Below are 25,654 nucleotides of genomic sequence, written 5' to 3' on the forward strand. Positions count from 1 at the left end.
CCGGTTTTCACGGGCGTCAAATCATCTAGATTGTCCGCTGACAGGACATCGCAAAGAGGAAAACGCATGACGGTTGGCCGGACGCTTCTCAGATCAGTGCTTGTCGCGGCCACTTTAGCCGCCGGTCTGCAGACGGCGTTCTCCGATGAATGGCGCACCACCTCGTCGCTGATTGGCGAGTCCAAATATGGCGACAATTTCCAGCACTATGACTACGTCAACCCGGACGCGCCCAAGGGCGGCACGCTGAATTCGGTGCTGCTTGGCACCTATGACAGTTTCAATCCTTATATCGTCCAAGGGTCGCCTGCCGCCGGCTTGTCCGGCTTTGGCGGGGGGCTGCTCTACGATACGCTGATGGAGCAGGCGACCGATGAAGGCAGCACCAGCCACCCGCTGATCGCCGATGCCTACAAATATCCAGCCGATTATTCTTCGGCGACATACCGGCTCGATCCGCGTGCGAAATGGCATGATGGCCAGCCGATCACCGTCGACGATGTGATCTGGTCGTTCCAAGTGCTGAAGGCCAACAGCCCGTTGTACAGTCGCTATTTCGAGAACGTCACCGATGCCGTGGCTGTGTCCGATCGCGAGGTCGAATTCCACTTCAACCAGAAGGGCAACCGGGAACTGCCGAAGATCCTGGGCGACCTCGCCGTGCTGCCCAAGCACTGGTGGGAGGGCACCGACGCCAACGGCAAGAAGCGCGACATCACCAAGTCGACCCTGGAGCCGCCGCTAGGGTCCGCTGCCTACAAGATCGCCAGCTTCAAGCCGGGATCGGAAATCGTCTGGCAGCGTGTCCCCGATTATTGGGGTGCAAAGCTGCCGGTAAAGATCGGCCGCGAGAACTTCGATACACGGCGCTACACCTACATCCTCGACGACAATGCCGCGTGGCTCGCCTTCACCAAGGGTGGGCTCGAAGACGTCAACCGGGAATACAGTTCGCGCAAATGGGCAACGGCCTATGACTTCCCGCCGGTCAAGGCCGGGGATGTGATCAAGAAGGATTTCCAGACACAGTCGCCACAGCCGATGCAGGGTTTCGTCCTCAACCAGAGGCGGCCACTGTTCCAGGACCGTCTGGTGCGTGAAGCCCTGACTTATCCGTTCGACTTCGAGACGATGAACCGCACGCTGTTCTTCGGCTACAACACCCGCACATCAAGCTACTTCCAAGGCACGGAACTGGCATCCAGCGGGCTGCCGCAGGGCAAGGAACTGGAAATCCTGGAGAAATATCGCGACAAGCTGCCGCCCGAGCTGTTCACCCAGGAATTCAAGCTGCCGGTCTATGATTCACCACAGGCGGAGCGGAAATACCTGAAACAGGCGGTCGATCTCTTCGCCAAGGCTGGTTGGGTGATCAAGGGCGGCAAGATGGTCAACGCCAAGACCGGCGAGCCGTTCAAGTTCGAAATCCTCGGCTGGAACGATACCGACCAGGTGATCGCCAGCCCCTACATCGCTAATCTGCGCAAGATCGGTGTCGACGCCACTTTGCGCATCATCGACCAGACGCAGTATGTCAACCGCGTCACCAATTTCGATTTCGATGTGGTCACGGGCCTTTTTGGCCAGTCGGAATCGCCCGGTAACGAGCAGCGCGATTTCTGGAGTTCGAAGGCCGCCGATACACCGGGCTCGCGCAATCTGATGGGCATCAAGGACCCGATCGTCGATGCGCTGGTCGACCGCATCATCTTCGCCACCGATCGTGATGACCTTGTCGCCACGACCCACGCGCTTGACCGGGTGCTGTTGTGGAATTTCTACGTCGTGCCGCAATATCACCGATCGGCGGTGTGGCTGGCCTATTGGAACAAGTTCAGCTTCCCCGACAAGCAGCCAAGCTATCTCGGCGTCGACCTCGATTCCTGGTGGATCGACCCTGACAAGGAAAAGGCGCTGGCGGCCAAATACAAGGGCGTCAATTGATGGCGGTTCTTCCCCGCCGCGATTTCCTGGCCTTGAGCGCGGCGGCTGCCGCGGCAGCGCTACTACCGGGACGGGCTTTCGCGGACGTTGCGACCGGCGTGAAACTGCATGGACTGTCCGCCTTCGGCGATCTCAAATACAAGCCTGACTTCGCCCATTTCGACTATGTCAACGTCGATGCGCCGAGCGGCGGTCTCTTCAACTTCTCGCCACCGAACTGGGACTACAATCAGAATACGGAAACGTTCAACACGCTGAACTCCTTCACCTCGAAGGGCGATGCGCCGCCGCGCATGGAGATGTGTTTCGACACGCTGATGGTGAGGGCGCAGGACGAACCCGACGCCGTGTACGGCCAGCTTGCCAACGGTGTGATCCTTTCAGCCGACCGCAAGAGTTACGAGTTTTCGCTGAGGCCCGAGGCACGCTTCCATGATAGCACGCCGCTGACGGCCGAGGATGCCGCCTTCACCTACAAGCTCTACAAGGACAATGGCCATCCGAAAATCACGCAGGCATTGAAGTTTCTGACCGATGCCGTGGCGGTCGATGCGCACACGCTGCGGCTCACCTTTTCCGGCGGGCAGTCCGCCCGTACCGTACTCAATGTCGTCCAGTTTCCGATCTTGTCGAAGACTTTCTATACGGCGAACCCCTTCGACTCCTCGCAATTGAATGCGCCACTGGGGTCCGGCGCCTACAAGGTCGGACGACTGTCAGCGGGAACGTGGATCGAATATGAGCGCGTCGCGGACTATTGGGGCCGTGACCTTCCGGTCAATCGCGGCCAGAACAATTTCGAAATCATCCGCATCGAGTTCTATCAGAACCGAACGGCCGGCTTCGAAGCCTTCAAGAAAGGCGAGATTCTCTATCGCGAAGAATCCGTCTCACGCGTCTGGGCGACGGGTTACGATTTTCCGGCTTTCACCTCCGGCAAGGTGGTCAAGAACGAGTTCCCGAGCGAAAAATTCCCCACGATGCAGGCAACCGCCGTCAACCAGCGTCGCGAGCACTTTCGCGACGCACGGGTGCGGCAAGCGATCGCGCTCTGCTTCGATTTCGAGTGGACACGCCGTAACTTCTTCTACGGGTCGTATGAGCGTTCGCAATCCTGCTTCGAGAAATCGGATTTTCGCGCCGAAGGACCGCCCTCGCCGCAAGAACTGGCGCTGCTGGAGCCATTGCGCAGCCAGCTTCCGGCCGAAGTCTTTGGCGAGGCTGTGATTCAGCCCGCATCCGATGGCTCCGGCCGCGACCGCAAGCTGCTTGGCCAGGCAGCAAAGCTTCTCGCCGCGGCTGGCTGGAAGCGGTCCGGGGACTTCGTCGTCAACGACAAGGGCGAGAAGCTGTCGGCCGAATTCCTGGTCGACGACGACATCTTCGTTCAAATCTATTCGCCCTGGGTCGCCAATATGAAGGCCGTTGGCATCGATGCCACGATCCGTTTGGTCGATTCGGCACAATATCAGCTGCGGCAGGCGACGTTCGATTTCGACCTGATCTCGGCTGCCTTCAATTTCAGTGCGACGCCGACCCTCGACGATCTCGAAATCATTTTCCATTCCAGCACCGCCAATGCTTCCTATTCGCGCAACCTGCCGGGCACGTCGGACCCGGCGGTCGATTCGCTAGTCGATGCTGTCGGCGCCGCCAAGGATCGCGACAACCTGACCGTCGCGATGCGCGCGCTAGACCGGGTCTTGCGCGCGCGGCTCGATTGGATTCCAAGTTGGTTCCTGGCGAATCACCGAAGCGCCTATTGGGACATGTTCGGTTTTCCTGAACAGAAGCCCGATTTCGGCTTTCCGGTCGAGACGCTGTGGTGGTTCGACAAGGGCAAGGCGGCAAAAATTGGCAAAGCCTGACATTCTCGCGCACGCAGGGCAGACGAACTGATGGGCGCCTACATCCTGCGCCGCATCCTGCTGATGATCCCGACCCTGTTCGGCATCATGGCGATATCCTTCGCCGTCATCCAGTTCGCGCCAGGCGGCCCGGTCGAGCAGATCATCGCCAAGCTGACCAACCAGGGCGGCAGCGATCGTCTGGGCGGTGGCGGTGGCGATACGGGCGGCAGCAATTTCGACGTCGCCGGCGACGTCGGTTCGAAATACCGGGGCGCACAGGGCCTCGACCCGGAATTCATCAAGAAACTCGAGAAGCAGTTCGGCTTCGACAAGCCGCCGCTCGAACGCTTCGGCATGATGCTGTGGAACTATTCCCGTTTCGATTTCGGCAACAGCTATTTTCGCGATATCTCGGTGCTCGACCTGATCCTCGAGAAGATGCCGGTTTCGATTTCGATAGGGCTGTGGATCACGCTGCTCTCCTATCTGATTTCGATCCCGCTCGGCATCCGCAAGGCGGTCAAGGATGGTTCGGCGTTCGATGTGTGGACCAGCGGCGTCGTCATCGTCGGCTATGCCATTCCCGGCTTCCTGTTCGCCATCCTTTTGATGATCCTGTTTGCCGGCGGCTCGTTCTGGGACTGGTTTCCGTTGCGCGGCATCGTCTCGGACAATTGGGACCAGCTGTCCTGGCCGGCGAAGATCCTCGACTATTTCTGGCATATGACCTTGCCGCTGACAGCCCTGGTCCTGTCAGCCTTCGCCACGACGACGCTTTTGACCAAGAACTCCTTCCTCGAGGAAATCCGCAAGCAGTATGTGGTCACCGCGCGCGCCAAGGGCTTGTCTGAACGGCAGGTGCTCTACGGCCATGTGTTCCGCAATGCCATGCTGATCGTCATCGCCGGCTTTCCCGGCGCCTTCATTTCGGCCTTCTTCACGGGCTCGCTGTTGATCGAGAACATCTTTTCGCTCGACGGCCTCGGCCTGCTCGGCTTCAAGTCGGTGGTCGAGCGCGATTATCCCGTGGTGTTCGCCAACCTTTACATCTTTTCGCTGCTCGGGCTGTTTGTCGGGTTGCTGTCGGACCTGATGTATACCTGGGTCGACCCGCGCATCGATTTCGAGCGGAGAGACGTCTGATGTCCGGGGTGGAGATCGCCGCCGGGACGACGCCGGGTCGGACAGCCAGACCCAGGTTCTCGCCGCTCAATCAGCGCCGCTGGCAGAATTTCAAGTCCAACCGGCGTGGTTACTGGTCGCTGTGGATTTTCCTCGTCCTGTTCGTGCTGTCGCTGTTTGCCGAATTGATCGCCAACGACAGGCCGCTCATCGCTTCCTACAAGGGCGAGATACTGTTCCCGGTGCTGGTCGCCTATCCCGAGGAGAAATTCGGCGGCTTCTACGCCGTCACAGACTATCGCGATCCGGTCATCCAGGACGAGATCGATGCCCATGGCTGGACGCTCTGGCCGCCGGTTCGCTACTCCTACCAGACCGTCAACAACGCCATTCCCGAGGCCGCGCCCGCCAAGCCTTCCTGGCGCTACGATGCCGCGACACGCTGCAAGCAGTATCCGCAAGGTGCCGCCGATCCCAATTGCATCGTCGGCAACTGGAACTGGCTGGGCACCGACGACCAGGCGCGCGACGTGCTGGCGCGCGTCATCTACGGCTTTCGGGTCTCGGTGCTGTTCGGGCTGATCCTGACCACGGGCTCCGCGCTGATCGGCGTGGCGGCGGGCGCAATGCAAGGTTATTTCGGCGGCTGGACGGACCTGCTGTTCCAGCGATTCATCGAGATCTGGTCGGCCATTCCAGTCCTCTATTTGCTGCTGATCGTGGCCGCCATCCTGCCGCCCGGCTTCTTCATCCTGCTGGGACTGATGCTGCTGTTCTCCTGGGTGGCGCTGGTCGGCGTCGTGCGCGCCGAATTCCTGCGTGCCCGCAATTTCGAATATGTCAACGCGGCACGAGCGCTCGGCGTATCCAACCGCACCATCATGTTCCGGCATCTTCTGCCCAACGCCATGGTGGCAGCGCTGACCTTCCTGCCCTTCCTGCTCTCGGGCTCGATCTCGACGCTAACCTCGCTCGATTATCTTGGCTTCGGCCTGCCGCCCGGCTCCGCCTCGCTGGGTGAACTGCTGAAGCAGGCCCAGCGCAACCTCAATGCGCCGTGGCTCGGCATTTCCGGCTTCGTGGTCATTTCGCTGATGCTGTCGCTGCTGGTTTTCGTCGGCGAAGCGACCCGCGATGCGTTCGATCCGCGCAAGACATTCAAATGAACGAAACCCCTCTCCTCTCCGTTCGCGACCTCAGCGTCGCCTTCTCGCAAGGCGGCAAACAGTCGATCGCCGTCGACCATGTGTCCTTCGACATCGCCAAGGGTGAGACGGTGGCGCTGGTGGGCGAATCCGGTTCCGGCAAATCGGTCTCGGCGCTTTCGGTGCTGAAGCTGCTGCCCTATCCGACCGCCAGCCATCCATCAGGCAAGATCCTGTTCCAGGGCAACGACCTGCTGGCGCTGAACGAAAAGCAATTGCGCCAGGTGCGCGGCAACAAGATCACCATGATCTTCCAGGAGCCGATGACCTCGCTCAACCCGCTGCACACGATCGAGCAGCAGATCGTCGAGATCCTGAAACTGCACCAGGGCATGGCTGACCGTCCGGCCAAGGCACGTACGCTGGCATTGCTCAACGAAGTCGGCATCCGCGATCCGCAGAAGCGGCTCGACGCCTATCCGCACCAATTGTCCGGCGGCCAGCGCCAACGTGTCATGATCGCCATGGCGCTGGCGAACGAGCCTGAGCTGCTCATCGCCGACGAACCGACGACGGCGCTGGACGTCACGGTGCAGGCGCAGATCCTCGAACTGCTGGCGGGGCTGAAAAGCCGCAAGAACATGTCGATGCTGTTCATCACCCATGATCTCGGCATCGTGCGCAAGATCGCCGACCGCGTCTGCGTGATGACCAAGGGCAAGATCGTCGAGACCGGTCCGACGAAGGACATCTTCGCCAATCCCCAGCATCCCTATACGCGCCATTTGCTGGCCGCCGAGCCCAAGGGCAAGCCGCCGGCCGCCAACAGTGCCGCCAAGGCGGTGATGACCGGCCATGACATAAAAGTCTGGTTTCCGATCAAGAAGGGTTTTTTCCGGCGCACCGTCGACAATGTGAAGGCGGTGGACGGCATCGACATCACCGTGCGTGCCGGGCAGACGCTGGGCGTCGTCGGCGAATCCGGGTCCGGCAAGACAACGCTTGGCCTGGCGTTGGCCAGGATGATCTCGTCGACCGGCGTAATCCAGTTCAACGGGCGCGACATCAACCAGCTCTCCTTCAACGCCATGCGACCGCTTAGGCGCGAGTTGCAGATCGTCTTCCAGGATCCGTTCGGCTCGCTCAGCCCGCGCATGTCGATCGCCGAGATCATCGAGGAGGGGCTGAAGATCCACGAGCCGAAGCTGTCGCCCGATGGGCGCGACGACAAAGTGGTCGCCGTGCTGAAGGAAGTCGGGCTCGATCCGGAGACGCGCAACCGCTATCCGCACGAATTCTCCGGCGGCCAGCGCCAGCGAGTCGCCATAGCGCGCGCCATGGTGCTCAATCCGCGCTTCGTCATGCTGGACGAGCCGACCTCCGCGCTCGACATGAGCGTGCAGGCGCAGGTGGTCGACCTCTTGCGCAACCTGCAGGCAAAGCACGACCTCGCCTACCTGTTCATCAGCCATGATCTGAAGGTCATCCGGGCGCTTGCCAACGAGGTCATCGTCATGCGCAACGGGGTGGTGGTGGAAGCTGGCCCATCCGAACAAATTTTCGAACGGCCGCAAACCGACTATACTCGGGCGCTGATCTCCGCCGCCTTCAAGATCGAAACGGCTCCGGTCGGCATCGTCAGCCAGTGATTTGCATGTAATGGAACAGAAGACCGCAATGGAAAAAGGCCGCATCCTGCTCGCCGTGACAGGCTTTCACCCGCAACGCTGGCACGAATTGCTGTCGGCGGAGCGCGACGTGGTGCTGGAGCCGGACGGCGCCAAGGACCCGTCGATCACCTACGCGGTGGTGTGGAAGCAGCGGCCGAACCTCTTGTCGTCGCTGCCCAATCTGCGCGCCATCTTCTCGATCGGCGCCGGCGTCGATCATATCTTCGCCGATCCAGGCCTGCCAAAGGTGCCGATCGTGAAGGTCGTTGCCGACAATCTCACCCAGTACATGACTGAATATGTCGTCTGGCGGGTGCTCGATCATCACCGCCAGGGCCTGCTCTACCGTTTACAGCAGAAGAAGAAGGCATGGCATGATCCGCCACAGCCGCCCGCCGGCGACATATCGGTCGGCATCATGGGCTTCGGCACGCTCGGGCGCGCCGCAGCTTCTGTCTTGTTGTCCCTTGGCTTCAAGGTCAATGGCTGGGCGCGCGGCGATAAGCCGATGGCTGGCGTTTCGACCTTTGCCGGCGAGGCCGGATTGAAGCCCTTCCTCAATGCCACCGACATTCTGGTTGTGCTGCTGCCCCTGACTCCCAATACGCAGGGTCTGATCAACTACGGGCTGCTGAAGGAGCTCAGAAAACGCAACGGCCTTGGCGGTTCGGTGCTGATCAATGCCGGGCGTGGCCGCCTGCAGAAGGATGCCGACATTGCGCGCGCACTGGACGATGGCACCTTGAAGGAGGCGAGCCTCGACGTGTTCGAGGTCGAGCCGCTGCCCAAGACCAGCCCGCTATGGGGCCATCCGAAGATTTTCGTCACGCCGCACGCGGCGGCGACCTCCGACCCCGCGCATCTCGTACCGAGCATGCTGCGCCAGATGGACGCCTTCGAGCGTGGCGAGAAGCTGGAAAACCTGGTGGACCGCAACGCGGGTTATTAGCGCCGCAAGACTTAGCCAGGCAGCTTGACTTAGCCAGGCAGCGTCAGCTTGGTCTGCTTGGCCGGCTTGTCGCATTCACGGCGGGTGATCGAACGGTTCATGGCGTCGATCTTGCCGCTGGCCGCTTCGGCGTCGCGTTGGTTCTTCGAACGTGTGTCCATCATGAACGGGCCAAAGCCCATCGCAGGGTTGGAGAAGGTCGGCTTCGCGGTCTGCGGTGACAGGTGATATTGCTGCGCCAGGCCATTACGCTGAGCCAGCAGCTGATCGCAAGGGACCGTATCGTATTGCAGCGACGATTGGACGTTCGCATCCTGCCTTTCCGCCAACGAATTCTCCATGCAGCCGGCCACTGCCAGGCAGGATGCCAAGACCATCATGTTCCAACGCATGGGGTGCTCCATATCAACGCGCGTTCGTTGGTGTCAGTCGGGGTTCAAGAATCGGGCTTTTTCGCAGTCACCGCAATGGTCGTTCGACGCGAAGCGAAAAAACCTGTTCATGCATCCGTTTCCACCAACGACGAAGACAGTGCCGCGACCACGACCAGCCCCTCGACCGCCTGGCGTCGATCCTGCCGGATGATCTTCGTTTCCAGTGACAGGATCGAAAAACCTTTGTCGGCGAGTACCCGGCACACATAGGCCTGCGAATGCGCATAGCGACGCGACGGTTGCAATGCGAAATCACCGTCCACTCCCGCATCGCTGAGCTTCTCGACCGAGAACGCAAACAACCCGTCGTCAGCAAATATCGCCGCGACATTCTTCACCACACCGTCGAGCGCGCCGACATAGATGAAGACATCGGCCGCGGTCACCAGGTCGGCCTTGTTGCCCGCATGGGCAAAGTCCTGCAAATTGGCCTTGGCGAGGACATCGTAGATGTTCTTTGCCCGAGCCTTCCCGAGCATTCTGGCGGAGATGTCGACACCCTCAAGCCGGTCGGCAATAGGCCGCAGCCTTTCACCCATCAGCCCCGTACCGCAGCCGAGATCGAGCACCAGGCCGAAGCGGCCCGGCCTGGCGGCCCGAATGGCCTCTTCGAGAAATTCGGGCACCCGGTAGCCAAGCTTCTCGACCAGAGCGTCATCGAAGCTTTCGGCATAGTGGTCGAACAGCGTTTCGACAAAGGCGCTGGGCGGCGCTCCTGTTGCCGGCTCCCTGCCGATCAATTGCAGCTTGAGCGCGGCGCCCTGGCGATCCGTCGGATCGAGCTTCAGCGATATTGCCCAGGCCTGCGCCGCGAGATCGAGCGCGCCCGCCGTCTCCTGCATCTCGCCAAGGCGATACCAGCCCATCGCCCATTGCGGCACCATTTCCATGGCGCCAAGCAGCAGCTCAGCCGCCGCCGCATGGTCGCCCGATGCATGGAGCATCTCGGCATAGTCGGCGCGACGATCGGCGTTCAAGTCGCCGGACGAGGCCTGAAGCGGCTTCATGGCAGTGGTTCCGCCGGCGGATTCAGCCGGGATGGTGTGTATGCTGGAGTCAGCAGAGACTTACAACAGGCTTCCCGCGCCGCAATTCATGCCTATCTTGCAAACATGCGCGCCAGCGACCTGCTTCACCCCCGGCCCGAAGGCCTTTATTGCCCGCCCGGCGATTTCTTCATCGACCCGGTGCGACCGGTCAACCGCGCGCTGATCACGCACGGCCATTCCGATCATGCCCGCTCGGGCCATCGTTCGGTGCTGGCGACGCGACAAACGCTGGACATCATGGCCCTGCGCTACGGCGAGGGTTTTGCCGGCGCGACGCAAGCGGCCAGTCTCGGCGAGACGATCGCGCTGAACGATGTCACCGTGACCTTCCATCCGGCCGGTCATGTGCTGGGCTCGGCGCAGATCGCGGTGGAAAACCAGGGCATGCGCATCGTGGCGTCCGGCGACTACAAGCGCCAGAAGGACGCCACGTGCCTGCCGTTCGAGCCGGTCAAATGCGACGTGTTCATCACCGAGGCGACCTTCGGCCTGCCGGTGTTCCGTCATCCGCCCGACACGGAGGAAATCGCCCGCCTGCTGAAATCCACAGCGCAATTTCCTGAACGCGCGCATCTGGTCGGCGCCTATGCGCTGGGCAAGGCGCAGCGCGTCATGCGGCTGCTGCGCGATGCCGGCTACGACCGGCCGATCTATATCCACGGCGCGCTGGCGAAGCTCAGCGACTACTACCAGAGCCAGGGCATCGACCTCGGCACACTGGAACCGGCAACCATCGAGACCGGCGGCAAGGAGGACTTTGCCGGCGCCATCGTCGTCGGCCCGCCATCGGCCTTCGCCGACCGCTGGGCGCGGCGCTTTCCCGATCCGATCTCGTGCTTTGCATCCGGCTGGATGCGCATCCGCCAGCGCGCCAAGCAAGGCGGCGTCGAGCTGCCGCTGATCATATCCGACCATTCCGACTGGGGTGAGCTGACGACGACGATCAAGGAGACAGGCGCGGACGAGATATGGGTGACGCATGGCCGCGAGGAAGCGCTGGTGCGCTGGTGCGAGCTTGAGGGCATCGCCGCCCGGCCGCTGCACCTGGTGGGGTATGAGGACGAGGGCGATTGATGGCGATCTTTGATCCAACAATCGCCGGAGCAGCGTTCTACGGCGCGCCCCTCTGTCCTGCCGGACATCTCCCCCACTTGGAGGGAGATTGGCAGTTTCTTGCTTGCCGCCCATCCTTCAACGCTGGTGATTGGCGAAAGCCGGCGCGACATCCGATCTCCCCCCTTGTGGGAGAGATGTCCGGTAGGACAGAGGGGCGCGCCACAGAACGCAAACCTCGTCCACTATCGCGGCCCATATCCTTATGAACCGCTTCGCCGAGCTCCTCGACCGCCTCGTGCTGACGCCGTCGCGCAACGGCAAGCTGACGCTGCTGACCGACTATTTCCGCAGTGTCGAGGATCCGGATCGCGGGCTGGCGCTGGCCGCGATCACCGGCGACCTCAACATCGCGGCGGTCAAGCCTGCCATGCTCAGGGCCCTCGTCGCCGAGCGGATGGACCCGGTGCTGTTCGGCTATTCCTACGACTATGTCGGTGACCTCGCCGAGACCGTCTCGCTGGTCTGGCCGCAGGCGCCGGAGGCCATCCCCAACCGCGTGCCGACGCTTGGCGAGGTCGTCGGCAAGCTGCAGGCGGCCAGCCGCTCCGATGGGCCGAAGGTGCTGGCCCGGTTGCTCGACAGCGCCGGCATCTCGGCCCGCTTCGCCATCATCAAACTGGTCACAGGCGGCCTGCGCATCGGCGTTTCGGCGCGGCTGGCGAAACAGGCGCTGGCGGATTTCGGCAAGGTCGATGTCGCCGAGATCGAGGAGCTCTGGCACGGGCTGACGCCGCCCTATGCCGAGCTTTTTGCCTGGCTGGAAGGCAAGGCGGAGAAGCCACGGAAGACGGCACTCGCCCTGTTCAGCCCGGTGATGCTGTCCAACCCAGTTGGCGATGGCGACCTCGAAAAACTCGATCCCGCCGACTATGCCGCCGAGTGGAAATGGGATGGCATCCGCGTGCAGGCGGTTTCCGAAGGCGGTGTCCGACGGCTCTACTCGCGCACCGGCGACGACGTTTCGGGCGCTTTTCCCGATCTTGCCGAGGCCATGACTTTCGACGCCACGCTCGATGGCGAGCTGCTGGTCGGTGACCCCCGAGAGGCGGCGGGAACCTTCTCTGACCTGCAGCAGCGGCTGAACCGCAAGACGGTGACGCCGAAGATGCAGCAGCAATACCCGGCCTTCATGCGCTGCTACGACCTGTTGCAGCTCGGCGGCGAGGATTTGCGCGGCCTGCCCTTCCGCGAGCGGCGCTACCGCCTGGAGAGCTTCGTGAAAACGCTGGAACCAAGCCGCTTCGACCTGTCGCCCTTCGTTGCCTTCGACGACTGGCATATGCTGGAGGAACTGCGCCGGGCGCCACCGCACCCGATCATCGAGGGCGTGATGCTGAAGCGCTGGGACTCGCCCTATCTCGCTGGCCGTCCCAAGGGCCCCTGGTTCAAGTGGAAGCGCGATCCGCATACGGTCGACGCGGTGCTGATGTATGCCCAGCGCGGCCACGGCAAGCGTTCGAGCTTCTATTCGGACTATACGTTCGGCGTCTGGTCCGGTCCGGAAGGCGCGGAGGAACTGGTGCCGGTCGGCAAGGCTTATTTCGGCTTCACCGACGAGGAACTGAAGCAGATCGACAAGTATGTCCGCGACAATACGATCGAGCGCTTTGGCCCGGTCCGCTCGGTGCGGGCCGACCGCAAGAACGGTCTTGTGCTGGAAGTGGCATTCGAAGGCCTCAACCGATCGACACGGCACAAATCCGGCGTTGCCATGCGCTTTCCACGCATTTCACGGCTGCGCTGGGACAAGCCGTCGAATGAGGCAGACCGCATCGAGACCTTGCAGGCACTGCTCGATCGCTAGACCTTCTTGTTTGAGTATCGGATTGTCCCAAAACCGGCCTCCACTTTTGGGTCCGATACTCTTACTGGGCGATCGAGACGCGGATTTCGTAGATGTCGACCGCCTTGCCCTGCTTGTCGAAGTCGGAATTGATGGCAATGGTGCCGGCGGCACCGGGATGCTTGTCGGCAAACGGCACGTCGAACAGATATTCGTTGCGCTGCTGGCCGACCGCATAGCGCTTGCGGCCGCAATCACCGAGTTCCCCAAAATTGCAGTCGACGGAGATCTGCGTCTCCTTGCCTTCCTCGGAGCGGGCGATGATGTCGAACACGGCGTGCTTGCCGGCGAGCTTCTCCAATATGCCTTGCCCGACGTCGAAGCTTATGGCCGAGCCGGATGTGCCCGAACGTATGCGCAGGAACGACCCCGTGTCGTCCTTCATCACATCGGCCTTGGCATCCGAAGGCGCGCTGACATGCGATGCATCGGCCGGTGAAAACACATTGATCCAGTCCCGCGACTGATCCGGGGCGCCCGGCTTTTGCGGCGAACCACTGTTGGCCGGCGGCGTGAAATCGTCGCCGCTCACTGTCGGGGGTGCTTCGGGCGGAGCCGTGTCAAGCTGCGCCTGGGTCTTGAAGACGCCGGTCTGCATGGCGAAGAACAGGCCGATGCCGACAGCGGCGAGCAGCGTCACGCCGAGGAAGATGGCGGTCAGCGGCAAGCGGCGCCCTCTTATCCGCCGCTCGTCACGGTCAGGGGCCACCTCGGCCGCGACTCCTGCCGAAGCGGACATATCGGCGGGCGAGCCGGGAAGGACGGCGTCGGGCATGATGTCGGGAACGACCGGCAGCACGCGTGAATGCGGCGCATCGGGGCCAACGGCAATCGATGGCACGGGAGCTGCTCCGCCGTTGCCCGATAGCTCTATCGCTGGCGCACCGCCTTGCGCTTGCTCTGTGCCGCCGGGAACAGCCGGAAGATATTCGGATTCGATTTCGGCGATCTTGGCCTGCACCGCCTTGCGGCGCTTGATGGCGACTTCCACCGTGACGTTCGGATTGGCCTGCAGCGCGCGGTCAAGCGCGGCGAAGGCCGAGCGATAGACCTTTTCGCGAAACGCCCGGTCGTCGGCATTGCCCTTTTCCAGGGCGTTGCGGATCGCTTTTTCGATCGCGTCCAAGCGAATTCCCTCTGCACGTTCGCTTACATCACATGATCGTTAGCCGCAGGCGACCAATCAATCAACGGGCGAGCGGCCGCATTCTGCCTTGCCGATGAAATCAAAGGCAATTTCCGGGATTTTCCGGCGAAGAAACGGACTTATCCCGCCGATTTTCCCGTGGTGCGGTCCGCGGCGTGCTCATACCTCAATCGTCATTCGAGCCATCGCCGGGCACGGCCGGCTTCCCGGCAACCAGCTGCCGCAACGCATCGTTGATGCGATCCTGCCAGCCCGGCCCATCCTCCTGGAAATAATCCAGCACAGCCCGGTCGATCCTGATCGAGACCAACTCCCTGACATTCGGAGTAGCCGATGCCTGACGAACCGGTGTCGGCGCCGGCTTCTTGATCGGCTTGAAGGCGGCCTCGGCGGCAGCCATCGGATTGGTGGGGCGACGCGGCGGATTGACCATGGGGTGTCCTGACTGGATGGGAGCGAGAAGGTGTACAATAGCCCATCTCGTGCCCGCGCACAGACCGAAGCGCAGGCTTTCCACGATTGACCTGTTTCAACCAAGCCCACCTCGTGAGCCGCGAGCTCCGGCTACGCCTCAAACCGTCAGCACCAAGGCCCCGGTCGTGCGCCGTGACTCGAGATCGCGGTGAGCGTCGGCTGCCTGCGAGAGAGGATATCGTGTCGGCCGCTCGACCCTGACCACCCCCTGCCGCAACGCCGCGAAGAAGCGGTCGACGTGCGGCGCGAGCTTTTCCGGCGTGTCGGTGTAGTGGGCATAGTTCGGGCGCGAGATAGTGATCGATTTCGACGAGAACCGGCCGATGTCCCAATTGCCGACCGGGCCGGAAGCCTGACCGAAGCTGACGAGGTGACCGCGAATGCCGAGTGCCGCCAGCGAACCGCCGAATGTGTCATTGCCGACCGCGTCATAGGCGACATCGGCACCCGCGCCGTTGGTCAGACGCATGACCGCCTCGGCGAAATTCTCGCGCGAATAGACGATGACGTGATGCGCCCCCAACCTCTCGACAATGCGCGCCTTGTCGTCGCTCGATACGGTGGCGATGACCGTCGCGCCGAGATGGCGGGCCCACTGCACTAGCAACTGGCCGACGCCGCCCGCGGCGGCGTGGATGAGAACGACGGAACCGGGGCGCACCGCATGGACGTCATGCAGCAGGAAACTCGCGGTAACGCCCTTGAGCAGGCCGGCGGCGGCAATTTCATCCGAAACATCGTCGGAGAGATGAACCAGCAGTTGGGGCGCCATGTTGCGCCGCTCGGCATAGGCGCCGACCGGTGGACAGGCATAAGCGACGCGGTCACCGACCGAAAAGCCCAAAACCTCAGGACCGATGGCTTCGATGACACCGGCCGCTTCCATGCCAAGCACGCCCGGCGGCTGCAGGAGATCGAAGTGGCCGGTGCGGCAGTACACGTCGATGAAGTTGACGCCGATCAAGGTATGGCGAATCCGCACTTCGTTGGGTCCGGGGGGCGGCAATCCGATGTCCGTGAATTGAAGGACTTCCGGCCCGCCATGGCGCTCGACAAGCATCGCTTTGGTCCGTTCAGCGTGGCTGGACGCGATCGGTGGCACCACGCGCGGCGTGCTTGCGGATGGCATCGGGGCGACGATCGTCCTTGGTGGTCTGACTTCAACGGGTGCGGCCACGGTCTGGCGCCGCAATAGTCCACGAACAGCCGCAAAACCGGCCTGGTAGATGCCTTCGGTGACCAGCTTGACCAGTTCGTCGCGCCGGTGCGCGGGCGGCTGGAATTCGCAAGACCATTCCCAGAACGTGGCGTCGCCGTCGGTCACCGGCTTCAGCCGGACCGATGCGACATAGCCCATCAGCGGCAAGGGTGCCTCGAGCAGGCAATAGCTCAGCCGCCGGTCCTTGTCGGACAGCGCCAGCAACTGCTCGCGCAATTCGCCGCCATCGGACAGCCTGAAATGCCGGACCGCTCCGACCGCATCAACGGGGTCGCCGCCCTCGATCTCGCTGAAAGCGATTGCCGGGTGCCAGCGTTCATGGCTGTTGAAATCGCGCAGGATGGCCCAGACGTCATCGATCGGCGCATCGATGATGGTGCTCTGGCGGACCTTGACCATCAGCCCCTGAAACGCTGCTTGAGCGCGGTGAACGATGCCTGGAACACGCCGGTCCCGATCTGCTGCATCAAAGCGGCTTCGCGCTCGGGGGCGCAGTCGAACTCGGCCTGCCATTCGGCGAATGTCGTATTGCCGTCAGTCACCGGCGTCAGCGACAGAGTGGAGACGTAATTCTCCACGCCCATCGGGCTTTCGAGGATCGCGTAGCTGCAGGACAGGTCATAGTCAGACAGCGCCAGCAGTTTTTCACGGATGCGTCCGCCGCCCTGGAGCGTGAAACTGCGGATGCAGCCGATCTGGTCGGCCGGCGCATTCTGCTCGATCCGGCTCTCGGCAACGAACGGCGCCCAGTTCGGCAGGCCGTTGAAATTGCGCACGACCTTCCACACTTCGGCGGCAGGCGCACCGATCATCGTGGAGACATAGACTTTGGTCATGATCGCATGCCGATGGCGGAATGGCAGAGGTTGCTTCCAAGCATACCCCCCTCTGTCCTGCCGGACATCTCCCCCTCAAGGGGGGAGATTGCCAAGACTTCCATCAGCTCCGACATTCCGAATTTGGAGACTATTGAACCCGTCGATGACGGCCGATCTCCCCCCTTGAGGGGGAGATGTCCGGCAGGACAGAGGGGCGCGCGCAGGAACACGACCGTCTCAGTGATCGCGATCGTCATCGTCGTCCTTGGCGGTCTTGCCCTTGCCCTTCTTGTCGCGGGTCAGGCTGGAAATGTCCTTGGCGTCGCGCAGCACATCGGTCATGCGGCCGAGCGAGCCGCCCTCGATGCCGATCTCCTTCATCAGATTGTCGATCATCGGCGCCTGCACGCGGTAGCGCAGCGCGGAATCGATCACCTCGTCGGTGACGTTGCGGTTGCCGCCCTGGCCGCCGTTGATGCCGTCGACATGCAGGATCTTGATGCCCTCGATCTTCTCCATCGGCTTGACGCTTTCGCGGATGATGCCCTCCATGTGGTCGAGCAGTTTGCCACGCAAGCGACCGGCGCGCGCCTCGTCGGAGAGCAGGTTCTCGGCCTCGTTGAGCTGGCGATGACCGGCGGCGTCGACCTCGTAGCGCTGGGCCGCGGCCAGGGCATGTATCTTCTCCGACTCGGCGGAGGCCACGGCGGCGATCTTCTGCGCTTCGGCAAGGCTTTTCGCCGCCTTCATCTCGGCATCGGCGGCGGATGTGATGCGCAAGGCTTCACGCTCGGCTTCGCGGGCAGCACCAATCAGGTCGGTCAGCTTGCGGCGCTCGGCGATCTCGCGTTCGCGAGCGGTGAAGGCCTGTTCCTCGGCCTGGACGGCCTTGGCGCGAACGGCTTCCGAAGCCGCGATCGCGGAGGAACGCTCCTGCGTCTTCTTGGCGATGTCGATGGCCTTCTGGATCTCGGCGATCTCGATCCTCTGGTCGCGATCGACGCCAAGCTGCCTGATGTCGCGGTCCTTGATCAGGCGGGCTTCCTCGATGCCGCGCTCGGTGGTGATGCGGGCGCGCTCGACCTCCTCGCCGGCCGAAATCTCGGCCTCCTCGAAGGCCTGGCGCTTGGCGATCTGCAGTGCCTCGAGGTGACGCTCGCGTGCAATCCTGACCTCGTCGATGGCGCGATCCTGTGCGATCCGCGCCGTCTCCGTCGCCTGGTTCTCGACGATCTCGGCGCGGCGTTTCTCCGCCTCGGCTTTTGTCACCTCCAGCGCTTTTTCGGCCAGCGCGATCTGCCGTTCCAGTTCCGCCACCTCGAGCAACTTCCTGCGCTCGATCTCGAGCTGGCTCTGCGCGCCTTCGCGCTCGATACGGGCCTTCTCCAGCGACAATTCCAGCGCGATCTGCTCGCGCTCGGTCAGCTCGCGCATCTTCATCTCGGTCTCGTCGAGCGAACGGCGGCGCGTGATCTCGCGGCGCTGGGTGTCTTCCTCGCTCCTGATGCGCTCCTCGGTGATGTTGCGCTCCTGGTTGAGGCGCGATTTCTCGACGGCTTCGCGTGACGAAAGCTGTGCCTGTTCGGACTCCTGGTCGCGCAGCGCACGATCGATGGCGAGTTCAGAACGCTGCGCGGCGCGGCGGATCTCGACTTCGCGCTCCTGTTCAAGGCGCGCATATTCGCTGTCGCGATCGATCTCCAGCACCTTGCGCTGCGTATCAAGGTTCTGGTTGCGGATGTCGACCAGCGTGCGCTGCTCGATCTCGTTGCGCATGCGGCGCCGGGTCTCGATGGATTCCGTCAGCTGCGTGAGGCCTTCGGCGTCGAAGGCGTTGGACGGGTCGAAGTACTCAAGGCTGGTCTGGTCGAGATCGACGATGGCGACGCTTTCCAGTTCAAGCCCGTTGGCGGCCAGCGATTCCTCGGCCAGCCTGCGCACCTTGGCGGCATAGTCGCCGCGTAGTTCATGCATCTCCTCAAGCGTCATCTGCGCGGCGACGGTGCGCAAGGCGCCGGCAAACTTGCCTTCGAGCAGTTCACGCAGGCTGTCGGGCTGCAGCGTGCGGCGGCCGAGCGTCTGGGCGGCGGCGGCGACCAGTTCGCGGCTGGCGCCGACGCGGACGAAGAACTCGGCGATCAGATCGACGCGCATGCGGTTCCGTGTGATCAGCGCAAAACCATCTTCGCGGCGCACCTCGATGCGCAGCACGTTCATGTTGACCGGCGTGATCTCATGCAGCACCGGAATGACGAAGGCGCCGCCATTCACCACCACCTTCTCGCCCATGAAGCCGGTGCGCACGAACGCCGTCTCCTTGGTCGAGCGGCGGTAGAGCCATCGCAGGATGTAGACCGCGATGACCACGACGACCGCGGCGATGATCAGCCACAACAGGAAAGCGCCAAAGATCTGCGCGTCCATTTTTCTACCCTCCCAGACAGGATGCGGTCAGCCAGAGGCGACCCGCATCAAATTCATAAATCCGTTCGCTCAACGCCATCATGCGCGCCTCTGCAGCTTCGGCGTGATGGCGTGGAACGCGTTGATCACCGCATCGACGAAAGGCATGTCGTTGATATTCGCGCGGACGCGCTGGACGACACGCTGCGATGTCGGGCGCACGGTCTTCTCGATCGCTTCGAACAGCGCATTGTCGGCTTCCGGATCGTGGAACGGCTGGCCGGGCGCGTCGAGCATAGACACACCGCCTTCCGGCAAAAGAAAGCGGACCGGGCCGTTCATCGCGTTGAGGCGTGCACCGATCCATTCGCCGAACGCCCGGTTCTCGTCGCGGGTGGTACGCATCAGCGTGACGTTCGGATTGTGGACAACGAATTTACGGCTGCGGAACTTCTCCGGCACGCTGTCGCGCGGGCCGAAATTGACCATGTCCAGCGCGCCGGTCGAGCCGACATAGGGCAGGCCCGTACGGATCGCCGCGCCAAAGCGGTCGTCGGTAGCAGGGAAGACGCCGCCAACGATCATGTCGGCCACCTCGGTGGTGGTGAGGTCAAGGAAGGCGGAGAGCAGCCGTGAGTCGCCAAGATTTTCCATGGCCCGACCGCCAATGCCGGTGGCGTGAAAGACGAGGCAGTCGTAGTCCGCTTCAAGCCGCTTCGTGACCGCCTGCACCGCCGGCGTGGTGACGCCGAACATGGTGATGCCGACGGCCGGGCGCGCCAGCTTGCGCTTTGCCTCCCAGGCCTCGCCGGTCGGCAATTGCGCGATCATGCCGGCCATCGCATGGGCGGCATTGCCGAGCACGGCTTCGGTGATCGAGTTCAGGCCCTGAACATCGGCGACCGAATGGAACATCATGATGTCGGCGCCGCCGACATATTTGGCGACATCGCCGGCTGCCACCGTCGAGACCATCAGCTTGGGGATGCCGACAGGCAGGACGCGCATGCCGGCCGTCGCCAGCGTGGTGCCGCCGGAGCCGCCGGCCGAGATGACGCCGCCGATGCGCGGCTCGCGTTCGATCCAGCGCGCGAAGGCCTCGGCCATCGCCGCCACCGAGCCGCCGCGATCGCCGGACATGACGGCGGAGGCGCCGCGCGCGTGCATGCTGGCCACCTGCATGGCGGGTACGTCGGCGCTCGACGGTTTGCCGGAAGTCGACAGGTCAACCGTGCGGACCGGAATGCCCAAGGATTTCAGCCGATCGGCGATAAAGCGCAATTCCTTGCCCTTGGTGTCGAAGGTGCCTGCGACGAGTACGGTCCTGCCGATGCGTTCGGCAAACGGAATGGCGAAGATCTTTTTCAGGTCGTCCCGAGGCGCTGTCTTGTCGACCGCCGCCTGGCGCATGGCCGTGACCGGCACATTCCAGCGGTTCGGCAGGTCGGTCACCGGACGGTAGATGCCGTCTTGCGGGCTGCTGTCCCGCGCCCCTCGGTCGATGCGATAGACCTCGGCCAGTTGCTCCTGCGCCTGGGCCGCCGCCGCGGGGGTCACGGCCGGCTCGTCGGAATGGCGGCCGACACCGAGCAGGCGCTGCTGCAATTCCCGGTCGGCGGCAAGCGCCGAGGCTTCCATGATGCGGTTGATGCGTCCGTTGACCATGATCGCGACGCGATCGGACACGGCTGTCGCGACGCCGATGTTCTGTTCGATGACGAGGATCGCCATCTCGCCTTCCTCGGCCAGCGTCACCAGCATGCGCTCGACCTGCTCGACGATGATGGGAGCCAGCCCCTCCGTCGGCTCGTCCATCACCAGCAGTTTCGGATCGCTCAGCAGCGCGCGGGAAATCGCCAGCATCTGCTGCTCGCCGCCCGACAGCTGCGAGCCGCCATTGCTGCGGCGTTCGGCGAGGCGCGGAAAGGTCTGGTAGATGCGCTCGACCGTCCAGCTTGCGTCGCGCCGGTTGCCGGCGGCCAGACGCAGATGCTCGTCAACGGTCAGGCTCGGCCAGACGCGACGGCCCTGCGGCACATAGCCGACGCCGAGGCGATGTATCTCGTGCGGTTCGAGCGATGAGATTTCGCGGCCGTTGACCCGGATCGATCCCGATTGCGCCCGCTTCAGCCCGGTGATGGTGTTGCACAGCGTCGTCTTGCCCATGCCGTTGCGGCCAACGACCGACAGCACACCGCTTTCCAGTGTCAGCGACACACCCTGCAGCGCATGGCTCTCGCCATAGTAGACCTGCAGGTCCTCTATCTTGAGGACTGCCTTGCCTGAAGGTGCTGGGCGTTCAGCCATGCTTGCCTCCAAGGTAGATTTCCTGGACCTCGGGATCGGCCTCGATCTCCTGCGGCGTGCCTTCCTTGAACAGGCGGCCATTGTGCATCATCGAGACATATTCCGACACGCGCAGCGCCACGTCGAGGTCGTGCTCGATGATAACATAGCCGATATGCTTGGGCAGGCCGTTGAGGATCGCCACCAGGTCGCGCCGCTCGGTCGGCGACAGGCCGGCAGCGGGTTCGTCGAACAGGATGAAACGCGGCGCGCCGGCCAGCGCCAGCGCGATCTCGAGCTGCCGCTGCTGGCCGTGGCTGAGCGTCGCCACCAGCGTGTCGCGATAGGCTTCGAGATGCACCGCGTTCAGGATCGATTCCGCCTGCACCATGTTCACGTCGGTGGTCCTTGGGCGCAGCAGCGAAAACCGCCGGCGCGACACGCCGCGACAGGCGAGGAAGATGGAATCAAGGACGGACAAGCCCTTGAACAGTTGCGAGATCTGGTAGGTGCGCCGCAGGCCGCGCCGGATGCGCTCATGCGGCGGCAGGTCGGTGATGTCCTCGCCGAAGAAGCGGATGCGCCCGGCCGTCGGCAGGAAGTCGCCGGTCACGGCGTTGAACAGCGTGGTCTTGCCGGCGCCGTTGGAGCCGAGGACCGCGCGCCGCTCGCCGGCCGCGATCCTCATATTGATGCCGGAGAGCGCCACCAGCGCCCCGAAATGCCGCGCAACACCATCGAGCTCCAGCGCATAAGCGCCGGTGCTTTGAAGACGATTGGTTGCGAGGCTTTCGGTCACTGGCGGCTACGCTCCAAGGTCGGTTGTCACGGGCAGCTCGGATTGTCGCGGTTGACCGCGCCGAGCTTCATGAACTCGTCTTCGGGAATGCCGAGCGTCTGGTTGACCTGCGGCACGACCTTGACCAGCTTGTTCATGAGATTGCCGTCCGAGCCTTCGGTGACCTCGGTCAGGAAGATGTCGGCGACGGCGTTGCGGTTCTTGTCCAGCGACACCTTGCCGGTCGGCGTGTCGAAGGAGAGCTTCGACAGTGCATCGCGCAGTTTCACGCCGCCGTCGGAGACATCGCCGCCAACCTTGTCGAGGCCGAGCAGCGTCGCCTTCATGTCGACATAGTAGCCGTGGGCGAAGAGCGAGGGCGAGGGAAAGGCGCCCGGCTGCTTCTTGTAGGCCTCGACAAACGTCTTCCATGCCGGCGAGTCGTTGGTGTCGGCGGTCGGTCCGGCCGACGGCGTGCCCTTCAGCACATCGCGCAGCTTGCCTTTCGAGGTCAGCACCGTCTGGTCGACGGTGATCGAGCCGCCGATGAGCGGCGCGGTACCGCCGCTTTGCTGGTACTGGGTCAGGAAGTTGACGGCATCGGCGCCGCCGAGCGCGACATAGATCGCATCGACGCCTTCAGGAATGGCGGCGATGACCGAGGAGAAATCCTTGTTGCCGATCGGCACCCAGGACTTCGACGGCACATGGCCACCGGCCTTGCAGAACTCGGCCATGAAGCCGAACACCTGCGTGTAGGGGAAGGAATAGTCCTCGGCGACGGTGGCGACCTTCTTGTAGCCCTTGTCCTTGAAGGCATAGGTGCCGAGACCGGCCATCCACTGCGCGCCGTCGGTCGAGAAGCGGAAGAAATTATCCGCCGGATTGCGCAGCGTCGTGTCCTGCGCGGCCGAGGTGCCGTTGATGAAGGTGACGTTCGGCTGGGTCTTGGCATAGTCCTTGACCGCGATGCCTTCGTCGCCCGAAAGCGGACCGACCAGCACCTTGACGCCATCCTGCTCGACCAACTTGCGCGCCGCGCGTACCGCGCTGTCGGGCGAAGCGTCGGACGAGCCCTTGACGATCTCGATCTTCTTGCCGGCGACGGTGCCGTTCATCTCGGCGACCGCCGTCATGGCGCCGCGCTCGCCGTCCTCGCCGAGCACCGTGAACGGCCCCTCGAAAGTGGCAAGCAGGCCGATCTTGATCGTGTCGTCGGCGGCCAGCGCCATCGAAGGAGCGGTCAGCCCGGTGAACACCGCCAGGGCCAGCAATGTACGTCTATGCATCCTCATGATTTTCCTCCCGTTGATTTCATTTGCAGTGGTTCATTCCGTTCCGGCCGCTAAGAGCCGGAACGTAAGGACTCCTGGGCAAATTGTGGCTTGATCCTCCCCCACAACCCAAGAATTCCATCCGGTGAGACAAAGACGATCACCAGGAACACCATGCCGATCAGCGTGTTGAAACGCTCGGCACCGACAATGTCGATGGCGAAAGTCTGCATCAGGACAACGACGACCGCGCCGAGAAACGGCCCGATCGGATGGCGCAAGCCGCCGATGACGGCGATGATCAGCACGTCGATCGCGGCATCGACGCCGATGGTGCCGGGCGAGACGCGGCCATTGAACCAGACCAGCAGCACGCCCGCCAGGCCGGCAATGACGCCCGCCAGCAGCCAGGCGAAGACCTTGTGGGCAGTGACGTGGTAGCCCAGCGCGCGCATCCGGCGCGGGTTGTCGCGGATCGCCTGCAGGGTCATGCCGAAGGTCGAGCGGGAGCCGTAGAGCACCGCCGCGTAGGACAGCACAGCCAGACCGAGGCAGAGATAGTAGAATGGCCGGGGATCACGCCAGTTCACGCCCCAGAACGCCGGCGCGCGGATACCGGCATAACCGGAATGGCCGTTGAAGATGGCGTAGTTCTGCTGCGCGAAATAGTAGGTCGCGGTGGCGATCGCCAGTGTGATCATGATGGTGTAGATGCCTTCGGTGCGCACCGAGATCCAACCGATGAGCGCCGACGCCAGTGCCGCCGTGAGAACCGCGAAGGGCACGGCCAGCCACCACGGCCAGCCGAAACCCAAAATGTTCGAATTGTTGTTGCCGAGGATGGCGATGGCGTAGGCGGCGATGCCGGCAACGGTGATCTGCGCCAGGCTGACCATGCCGCCATAGCCGGCGAGCAGCATCAGCGACAGACCCAGCATGCCGAAGATCAGCGAATAACCGCCGATCTGGGTCAGAAAGAAATCCGACGCCACCAGCGGATAGAGCACCAGCACGACGGCGAGAATGATGTGGCCCGCGCCAAGCTTCTCCAGCCAGTTCTTTTGAGGCGCTGCGCTATCCGCGGGAATTGTCAGGCTCATCGGGCCTTCCCCATGATGCCTTGCGGCCTGACCGCCAGCGTCACCACCATGATGACGAAGGTGAGCACGATGCCGTAGGTCGGGAAGTAGACGAGGCCGATCTGCTCGGCGAGGCCGATGAGCAAGGCGCCGATGGCGGCACCGGTGATCGAGCCCATGCCGCCGACGATGACGACGACGAGCGACGCCAGCAGATAGCGGACGTCCTCGCCCGGCGCGACCGACAGCGCGGAGCCGCCGACGACGCCGGCAAAGCCGGCGAGCCCGGCACCGACCGCAAAGACAATGGCGAACACCGCATGCACGTTGACGCCCGAGGCCGAAAGCATGGCGCGGTCGTCGACGCCAGCGCGGATCATCATGCCGACGCGCGTCTTGTTGAGCATCAGCCACAGGCCGACGCCGATGACGATCGCGGCCGCGAGCACGACGACGCGATAGAGCGGATAGGTGAGGAAGACCGAAGCGCCGTTCGAGCGCACCGCAGTGATGACCGGCAAGGTCAGTGCGCCGTCGAGCCATTCCGGCGTGGTGATCTGATAGGTACCGCCGGCCCACACCGCCAGCATCAGGTCGGCCGCGACGATGGAGATGCCGATGCTGACAAGCGTCTGGCGAAGGTCGTCACCCTCCAGGCGGCGGAAGACGAAGACCTGCATGACGACGCCGACAAGGGCGAGCACGACGAAGCCGGCGAAGACGCCCAGCAGCCAATAGCCGGTACGGCTGGTAACCTCGTAGCCGATATAGGCGCCGAGCAGATAGAGCGAGCCGTGCGCGAGATTGACGTTGCGCATCAGGCCGAAGATGAGCGTGAAGCCGCTGGCGACCAGGAAATAGAGACCGGCCAGCGTGATGCCGTTGAGGATCGCACTGACGAAAGCCTTCTTGGAGATCAGGATGGCGTTCAGCCAATCCGGCCAGACGGCAAAGACCAGCCATGCAATGACAGCGGCGACAAGAAGCCAGAAAAGGCCCCATGCCTGCCGGCCCGTCATGCCGCCGCCCGAAATGCCGGACGAAGATGGCCGGT

The 25,654-nt window shown here is 63.1% G+C and carries 20 protein-coding genes; 8 read left to right on the forward strand and 12 right to left on the reverse strand.

The genetic code is table 11. From position 1 onward, the window contains the following. Positions 1-66 precede the first annotated feature (66 nt). Genes ABVQ20_RS17900 through ABVQ20_RS17925 form a run of 6 tightly spaced genes read left to right on the forward strand, consistent with a single transcriptional unit; the run spans position 67 to position 8,680 of the window. Positions 67-1,944, forward strand: a complete 1,878-nt coding sequence (locus ABVQ20_RS17900) for an extracellular solute-binding protein (RefSeq protein WP_354460832.1) — start codon at positions 67-69, stop codon at positions 1,942-1,944. After that, positions 1,944-3,812 carry an extracellular solute-binding protein gene (locus ABVQ20_RS17905; RefSeq protein WP_354460833.1) on the forward strand — a complete coding sequence of 623 codons (1,869 nt, stop codon included), beginning with the start codon at positions 1,944-1,946 and terminating at the stop codon, positions 3,810-3,812. Before ABVQ20_RS17900 ends, ABVQ20_RS17905 begins: the two co-directional genes overlap by 1 nt. A gap of 30 nt (positions 3,813-3,842) precedes the next feature. After that, positions 3,843-4,937 carry a microcin C ABC transporter permease YejB gene (locus ABVQ20_RS17910; RefSeq protein WP_354460834.1) on the forward strand — a complete coding sequence of 365 codons (1,095 nt, stop codon included), beginning with the start codon at positions 3,843-3,845 and terminating at the stop codon, positions 4,935-4,937. After that, positions 4,937-6,082, forward strand: coding sequence for an ABC transporter permease (locus ABVQ20_RS17915; protein ID WP_354460835.1), 1,146 nt, complete (start codon positions 4,937-4,939; stop codon positions 6,080-6,082). The genes ABVQ20_RS17910 and ABVQ20_RS17915 overlap by 1 nt, the downstream gene beginning before the upstream one ends. After that, positions 6,079-7,710 carry an ABC transporter ATP-binding protein gene (locus tag ABVQ20_RS17920; protein WP_354460836.1) on the forward strand — a complete coding sequence of 544 codons (1,632 nt, stop codon included), beginning with the start codon at positions 6,079-6,081 and terminating at the stop codon, positions 7,708-7,710. The genes ABVQ20_RS17915 and ABVQ20_RS17920 overlap by 4 nt, the downstream gene beginning before the upstream one ends. 28 nt (positions 7,711-7,738) lie before the next feature. After that, entirely contained in the window at positions 7,739-8,680 is a 942-nt protein-coding gene (locus tag ABVQ20_RS17925) for a 2-hydroxyacid dehydrogenase (RefSeq protein WP_354462205.1), read from the forward strand. Between the two features lie 29 nt (positions 8,681-8,709). On the opposite strand, the gene ABVQ20_RS17930 is transcribed toward ABVQ20_RS17925, so the two are convergent. Next, positions 8,710-9,072 (reverse strand): hypothetical protein, encoded by a 363-nt coding sequence (locus ABVQ20_RS17930; protein WP_354460837.1) that lies wholly within the window; start codon positions 9,070-9,072, stop codon positions 8,710-8,712. A 107-nt stretch (positions 9,073-9,179) separates the two neighbouring features. Beyond that, entirely contained in the window at positions 9,180-10,121 is a 942-nt protein-coding gene (locus ABVQ20_RS17935; protein WP_354460838.1) for a methyltransferase domain-containing protein, read from the reverse strand. A gap of 105 nt (positions 10,122-10,226) precedes the next feature. On the opposite strand from ABVQ20_RS17935, the gene ABVQ20_RS17940 reads away from it, so the two are divergent. Next, a complete protein-coding gene (locus ABVQ20_RS17940) occupies positions 10,227-11,237 on the forward strand; it encodes a ligase-associated DNA damage response exonuclease (RefSeq protein ID WP_354460839.1) in 1,011 nt (336 codons plus the stop codon). A 244-nt stretch (positions 11,238-11,481) separates the two neighbouring features. Further along, entirely contained in the window at positions 11,482-13,083 is a 1,602-nt protein-coding gene (locus ABVQ20_RS17945) for a cisplatin damage response ATP-dependent DNA ligase (RefSeq protein WP_354460840.1), read from the forward strand. Between the two features lie 61 nt (positions 13,084-13,144). Here ABVQ20_RS17945 and ABVQ20_RS17950 read toward each other — a convergent pair whose 3' ends face one another. The 10 genes from ABVQ20_RS17950 to ABVQ20_RS17995 all read right to left on the reverse strand — a co-directional run bounded on the left by ABVQ20_RS17950 (position 13,145) and on the right by ABVQ20_RS17995 (position 25,619). Beyond that, the gene (locus tag ABVQ20_RS17950; protein WP_354460841.1) at positions 13,145-14,248 is read right to left on the reverse strand and encodes a hypothetical protein; all 1,104 of its coding nucleotides are present in this window, start codon (positions 14,246-14,248) and stop codon (positions 13,145-13,147) included. A 187-nt stretch (positions 14,249-14,435) separates the two neighbouring features. Then, complete coding sequence (locus tag ABVQ20_RS17955) at positions 14,436-14,702, reverse strand: BrnA antitoxin family protein (RefSeq protein ID WP_354460842.1); 267 nt, start codon at positions 14,700-14,702, stop codon at positions 14,436-14,438. 138 nt (positions 14,703-14,840) lie between these two features. Next, positions 14,841-16,361, reverse strand: a complete 1,521-nt coding sequence (locus ABVQ20_RS17960; protein ID WP_354460843.1) for an SRPBCC family protein — start codon at positions 16,359-16,361, stop codon at positions 14,841-14,843. Continuing rightward, positions 16,361-16,798: an SRPBCC family protein gene (locus tag ABVQ20_RS17965; protein ID WP_354460844.1), complete on the reverse strand. Its 438-nt coding sequence runs from the start codon at positions 16,796-16,798 to the stop codon at positions 16,361-16,363. The genes ABVQ20_RS17960 and ABVQ20_RS17965 overlap by 1 nt, the downstream gene beginning before the upstream one ends. Before the next feature lie 219 nt (positions 16,799-17,017). Next, positions 17,018-19,204 carry a flotillin domain-containing protein gene (locus ABVQ20_RS17970; RefSeq protein ID WP_354460845.1) on the reverse strand — a complete coding sequence of 729 codons (2,187 nt, stop codon included), beginning with the start codon at positions 19,202-19,204 and terminating at the stop codon, positions 17,018-17,020. 78 nt (positions 19,205-19,282) lie between these two features. Then, the gene (locus tag ABVQ20_RS17975; protein ID WP_354460846.1) at positions 19,283-21,490 is read right to left on the reverse strand and encodes an ABC transporter permease; all 2,208 of its coding nucleotides are present in this window, start codon (positions 21,488-21,490) and stop codon (positions 19,283-19,285) included. Next, positions 21,483-22,268, reverse strand: a complete 786-nt coding sequence (locus ABVQ20_RS17980; RefSeq protein WP_354460847.1) for an ABC transporter ATP-binding protein — start codon at positions 22,266-22,268, stop codon at positions 21,483-21,485. Before ABVQ20_RS17980 ends, ABVQ20_RS17975 begins: the two co-directional genes overlap by 8 nt. Before the next feature lie 26 nt (positions 22,269-22,294). Continuing rightward, positions 22,295-23,542 carry an ABC transporter substrate-binding protein gene (locus ABVQ20_RS17985; RefSeq protein ID WP_354460848.1) on the reverse strand — a complete coding sequence of 416 codons (1,248 nt, stop codon included), beginning with the start codon at positions 23,540-23,542 and terminating at the stop codon, positions 22,295-22,297. Positions 23,543-23,592: 50 nt separating this feature from the next. Further along, positions 23,593-24,621 carry a branched-chain amino acid ABC transporter permease gene (locus tag ABVQ20_RS17990; protein WP_354460849.1) on the reverse strand — a complete coding sequence of 343 codons (1,029 nt, stop codon included), beginning with the start codon at positions 24,619-24,621 and terminating at the stop codon, positions 23,593-23,595. Further along, complete coding sequence (locus tag ABVQ20_RS17995; protein ID WP_354462206.1) at positions 24,618-25,619, reverse strand: branched-chain amino acid ABC transporter permease; 1,002 nt, start codon at positions 25,617-25,619, stop codon at positions 24,618-24,620. Before ABVQ20_RS17995 ends, ABVQ20_RS17990 begins: the two co-directional genes overlap by 4 nt. Between the last annotated feature and the right edge of the window lie 35 nt (positions 25,620-25,654).

The organism is Mesorhizobium shangrilense (assembly GCF_040537815.1).
GTDB lineage: Bacteria > Pseudomonadota > Alphaproteobacteria > Rhizobiales > Rhizobiaceae > Mesorhizobium > Mesorhizobium shangrilense.

What these genes read in the sequence shown, in the direction of transcription:
- ABVQ20_RS17900 (WP_354460832.1), top strand. Translation starts at nt 67, where the DNA reads ATGACGGTTGGCCGGACGCTTCTCAGATCAGTGCTTGTCGCGGCCACT.
- ABVQ20_RS17905 (WP_354460833.1), top strand. Translation starts at nt 1,944, where the DNA reads ATGGCGGTTCTTCCCCGCCGCGATTTCCTGGCCTTGAGCGCGGCGGCT.
- ABVQ20_RS17910 (WP_354460834.1), top strand. Translation starts at nt 3,843, where the DNA reads ATGGGCGCCTACATCCTGCGCCGCATCCTGCTGATGATCCCGACCCTG.
- ABVQ20_RS17915 (WP_354460835.1), top strand. Translation starts at nt 4,937, where the DNA reads ATGTCCGGGGTGGAGATCGCCGCCGGGACGACGCCGGGTCGGACAGCC.
- ABVQ20_RS17920 (WP_354460836.1), top strand. Translation starts at nt 6,079, where the DNA reads ATGAACGAAACCCCTCTCCTCTCCGTTCGCGACCTCAGCGTCGCCTTC.
- ABVQ20_RS17925 (WP_354462205.1), top strand. Translation starts at nt 7,739, where the DNA reads ATGGAAAAAGGCCGCATCCTGCTCGCCGTGACAGGCTTTCACCCGCAA.
- ABVQ20_RS17930 (WP_354460837.1), bottom strand. Translation starts at nt 9,072, where the DNA reads ATGCGTTGGAACATGATGGTCTTGGCATCCTGCCTGGCAGTGGCCGGC.
- ABVQ20_RS17935 (WP_354460838.1), bottom strand. Translation starts at nt 10,121, where the DNA reads ATGAAGCCGCTTCAGGCCTCGTCCGGCGACTTGAACGCCGATCGTCGC.
- ABVQ20_RS17940 (WP_354460839.1), top strand. Translation starts at nt 10,227, where the DNA reads ATGCGCGCCAGCGACCTGCTTCACCCCCGGCCCGAAGGCCTTTATTGC.
- ABVQ20_RS17945 (WP_354460840.1), top strand. Translation starts at nt 11,482, where the DNA reads ATGAACCGCTTCGCCGAGCTCCTCGACCGCCTCGTGCTGACGCCGTCG.
- ABVQ20_RS17955 (WP_354460842.1), bottom strand. Translation starts at nt 14,702, where the DNA reads ATGGTCAATCCGCCGCGTCGCCCCACCAATCCGATGGCTGCCGCCGAG.
- ABVQ20_RS17960 (WP_354460843.1), bottom strand. Translation starts at nt 16,361, where the DNA reads ATGGTCAAGGTCCGCCAGAGCACCATCATCGATGCGCCGATCGATGAC.
- ABVQ20_RS17965 (WP_354460844.1), bottom strand. Translation starts at nt 16,798, where the DNA reads ATGACCAAAGTCTATGTCTCCACGATGATCGGTGCGCCTGCCGCCGAA.
- ABVQ20_RS17970 (WP_354460845.1), bottom strand. Translation starts at nt 19,204, where the DNA reads ATGGACGCGCAGATCTTTGGCGCTTTCCTGTTGTGGCTGATCATCGCC.
- ABVQ20_RS17975 (WP_354460846.1), bottom strand. Translation starts at nt 21,490, where the DNA reads ATGGCTGAACGCCCAGCACCTTCAGGCAAGGCAGTCCTCAAGATAGAG.
- ABVQ20_RS17985 (WP_354460848.1), bottom strand. Translation starts at nt 23,542, where the DNA reads ATGAGGATGCATAGACGTACATTGCTGGCCCTGGCGGTGTTCACCGGG.
- ABVQ20_RS17990 (WP_354460849.1), bottom strand. Translation starts at nt 24,621, where the DNA reads ATGAGCCTGACAATTCCCGCGGATAGCGCAGCGCCTCAAAAGAACTGG.
- ABVQ20_RS17995 (WP_354462206.1), bottom strand. Translation starts at nt 25,619, where the DNA reads ATGACGGGCCGGCAGGCATGGGGCCTTTTCTGGCTTCTTGTCGCCGCT.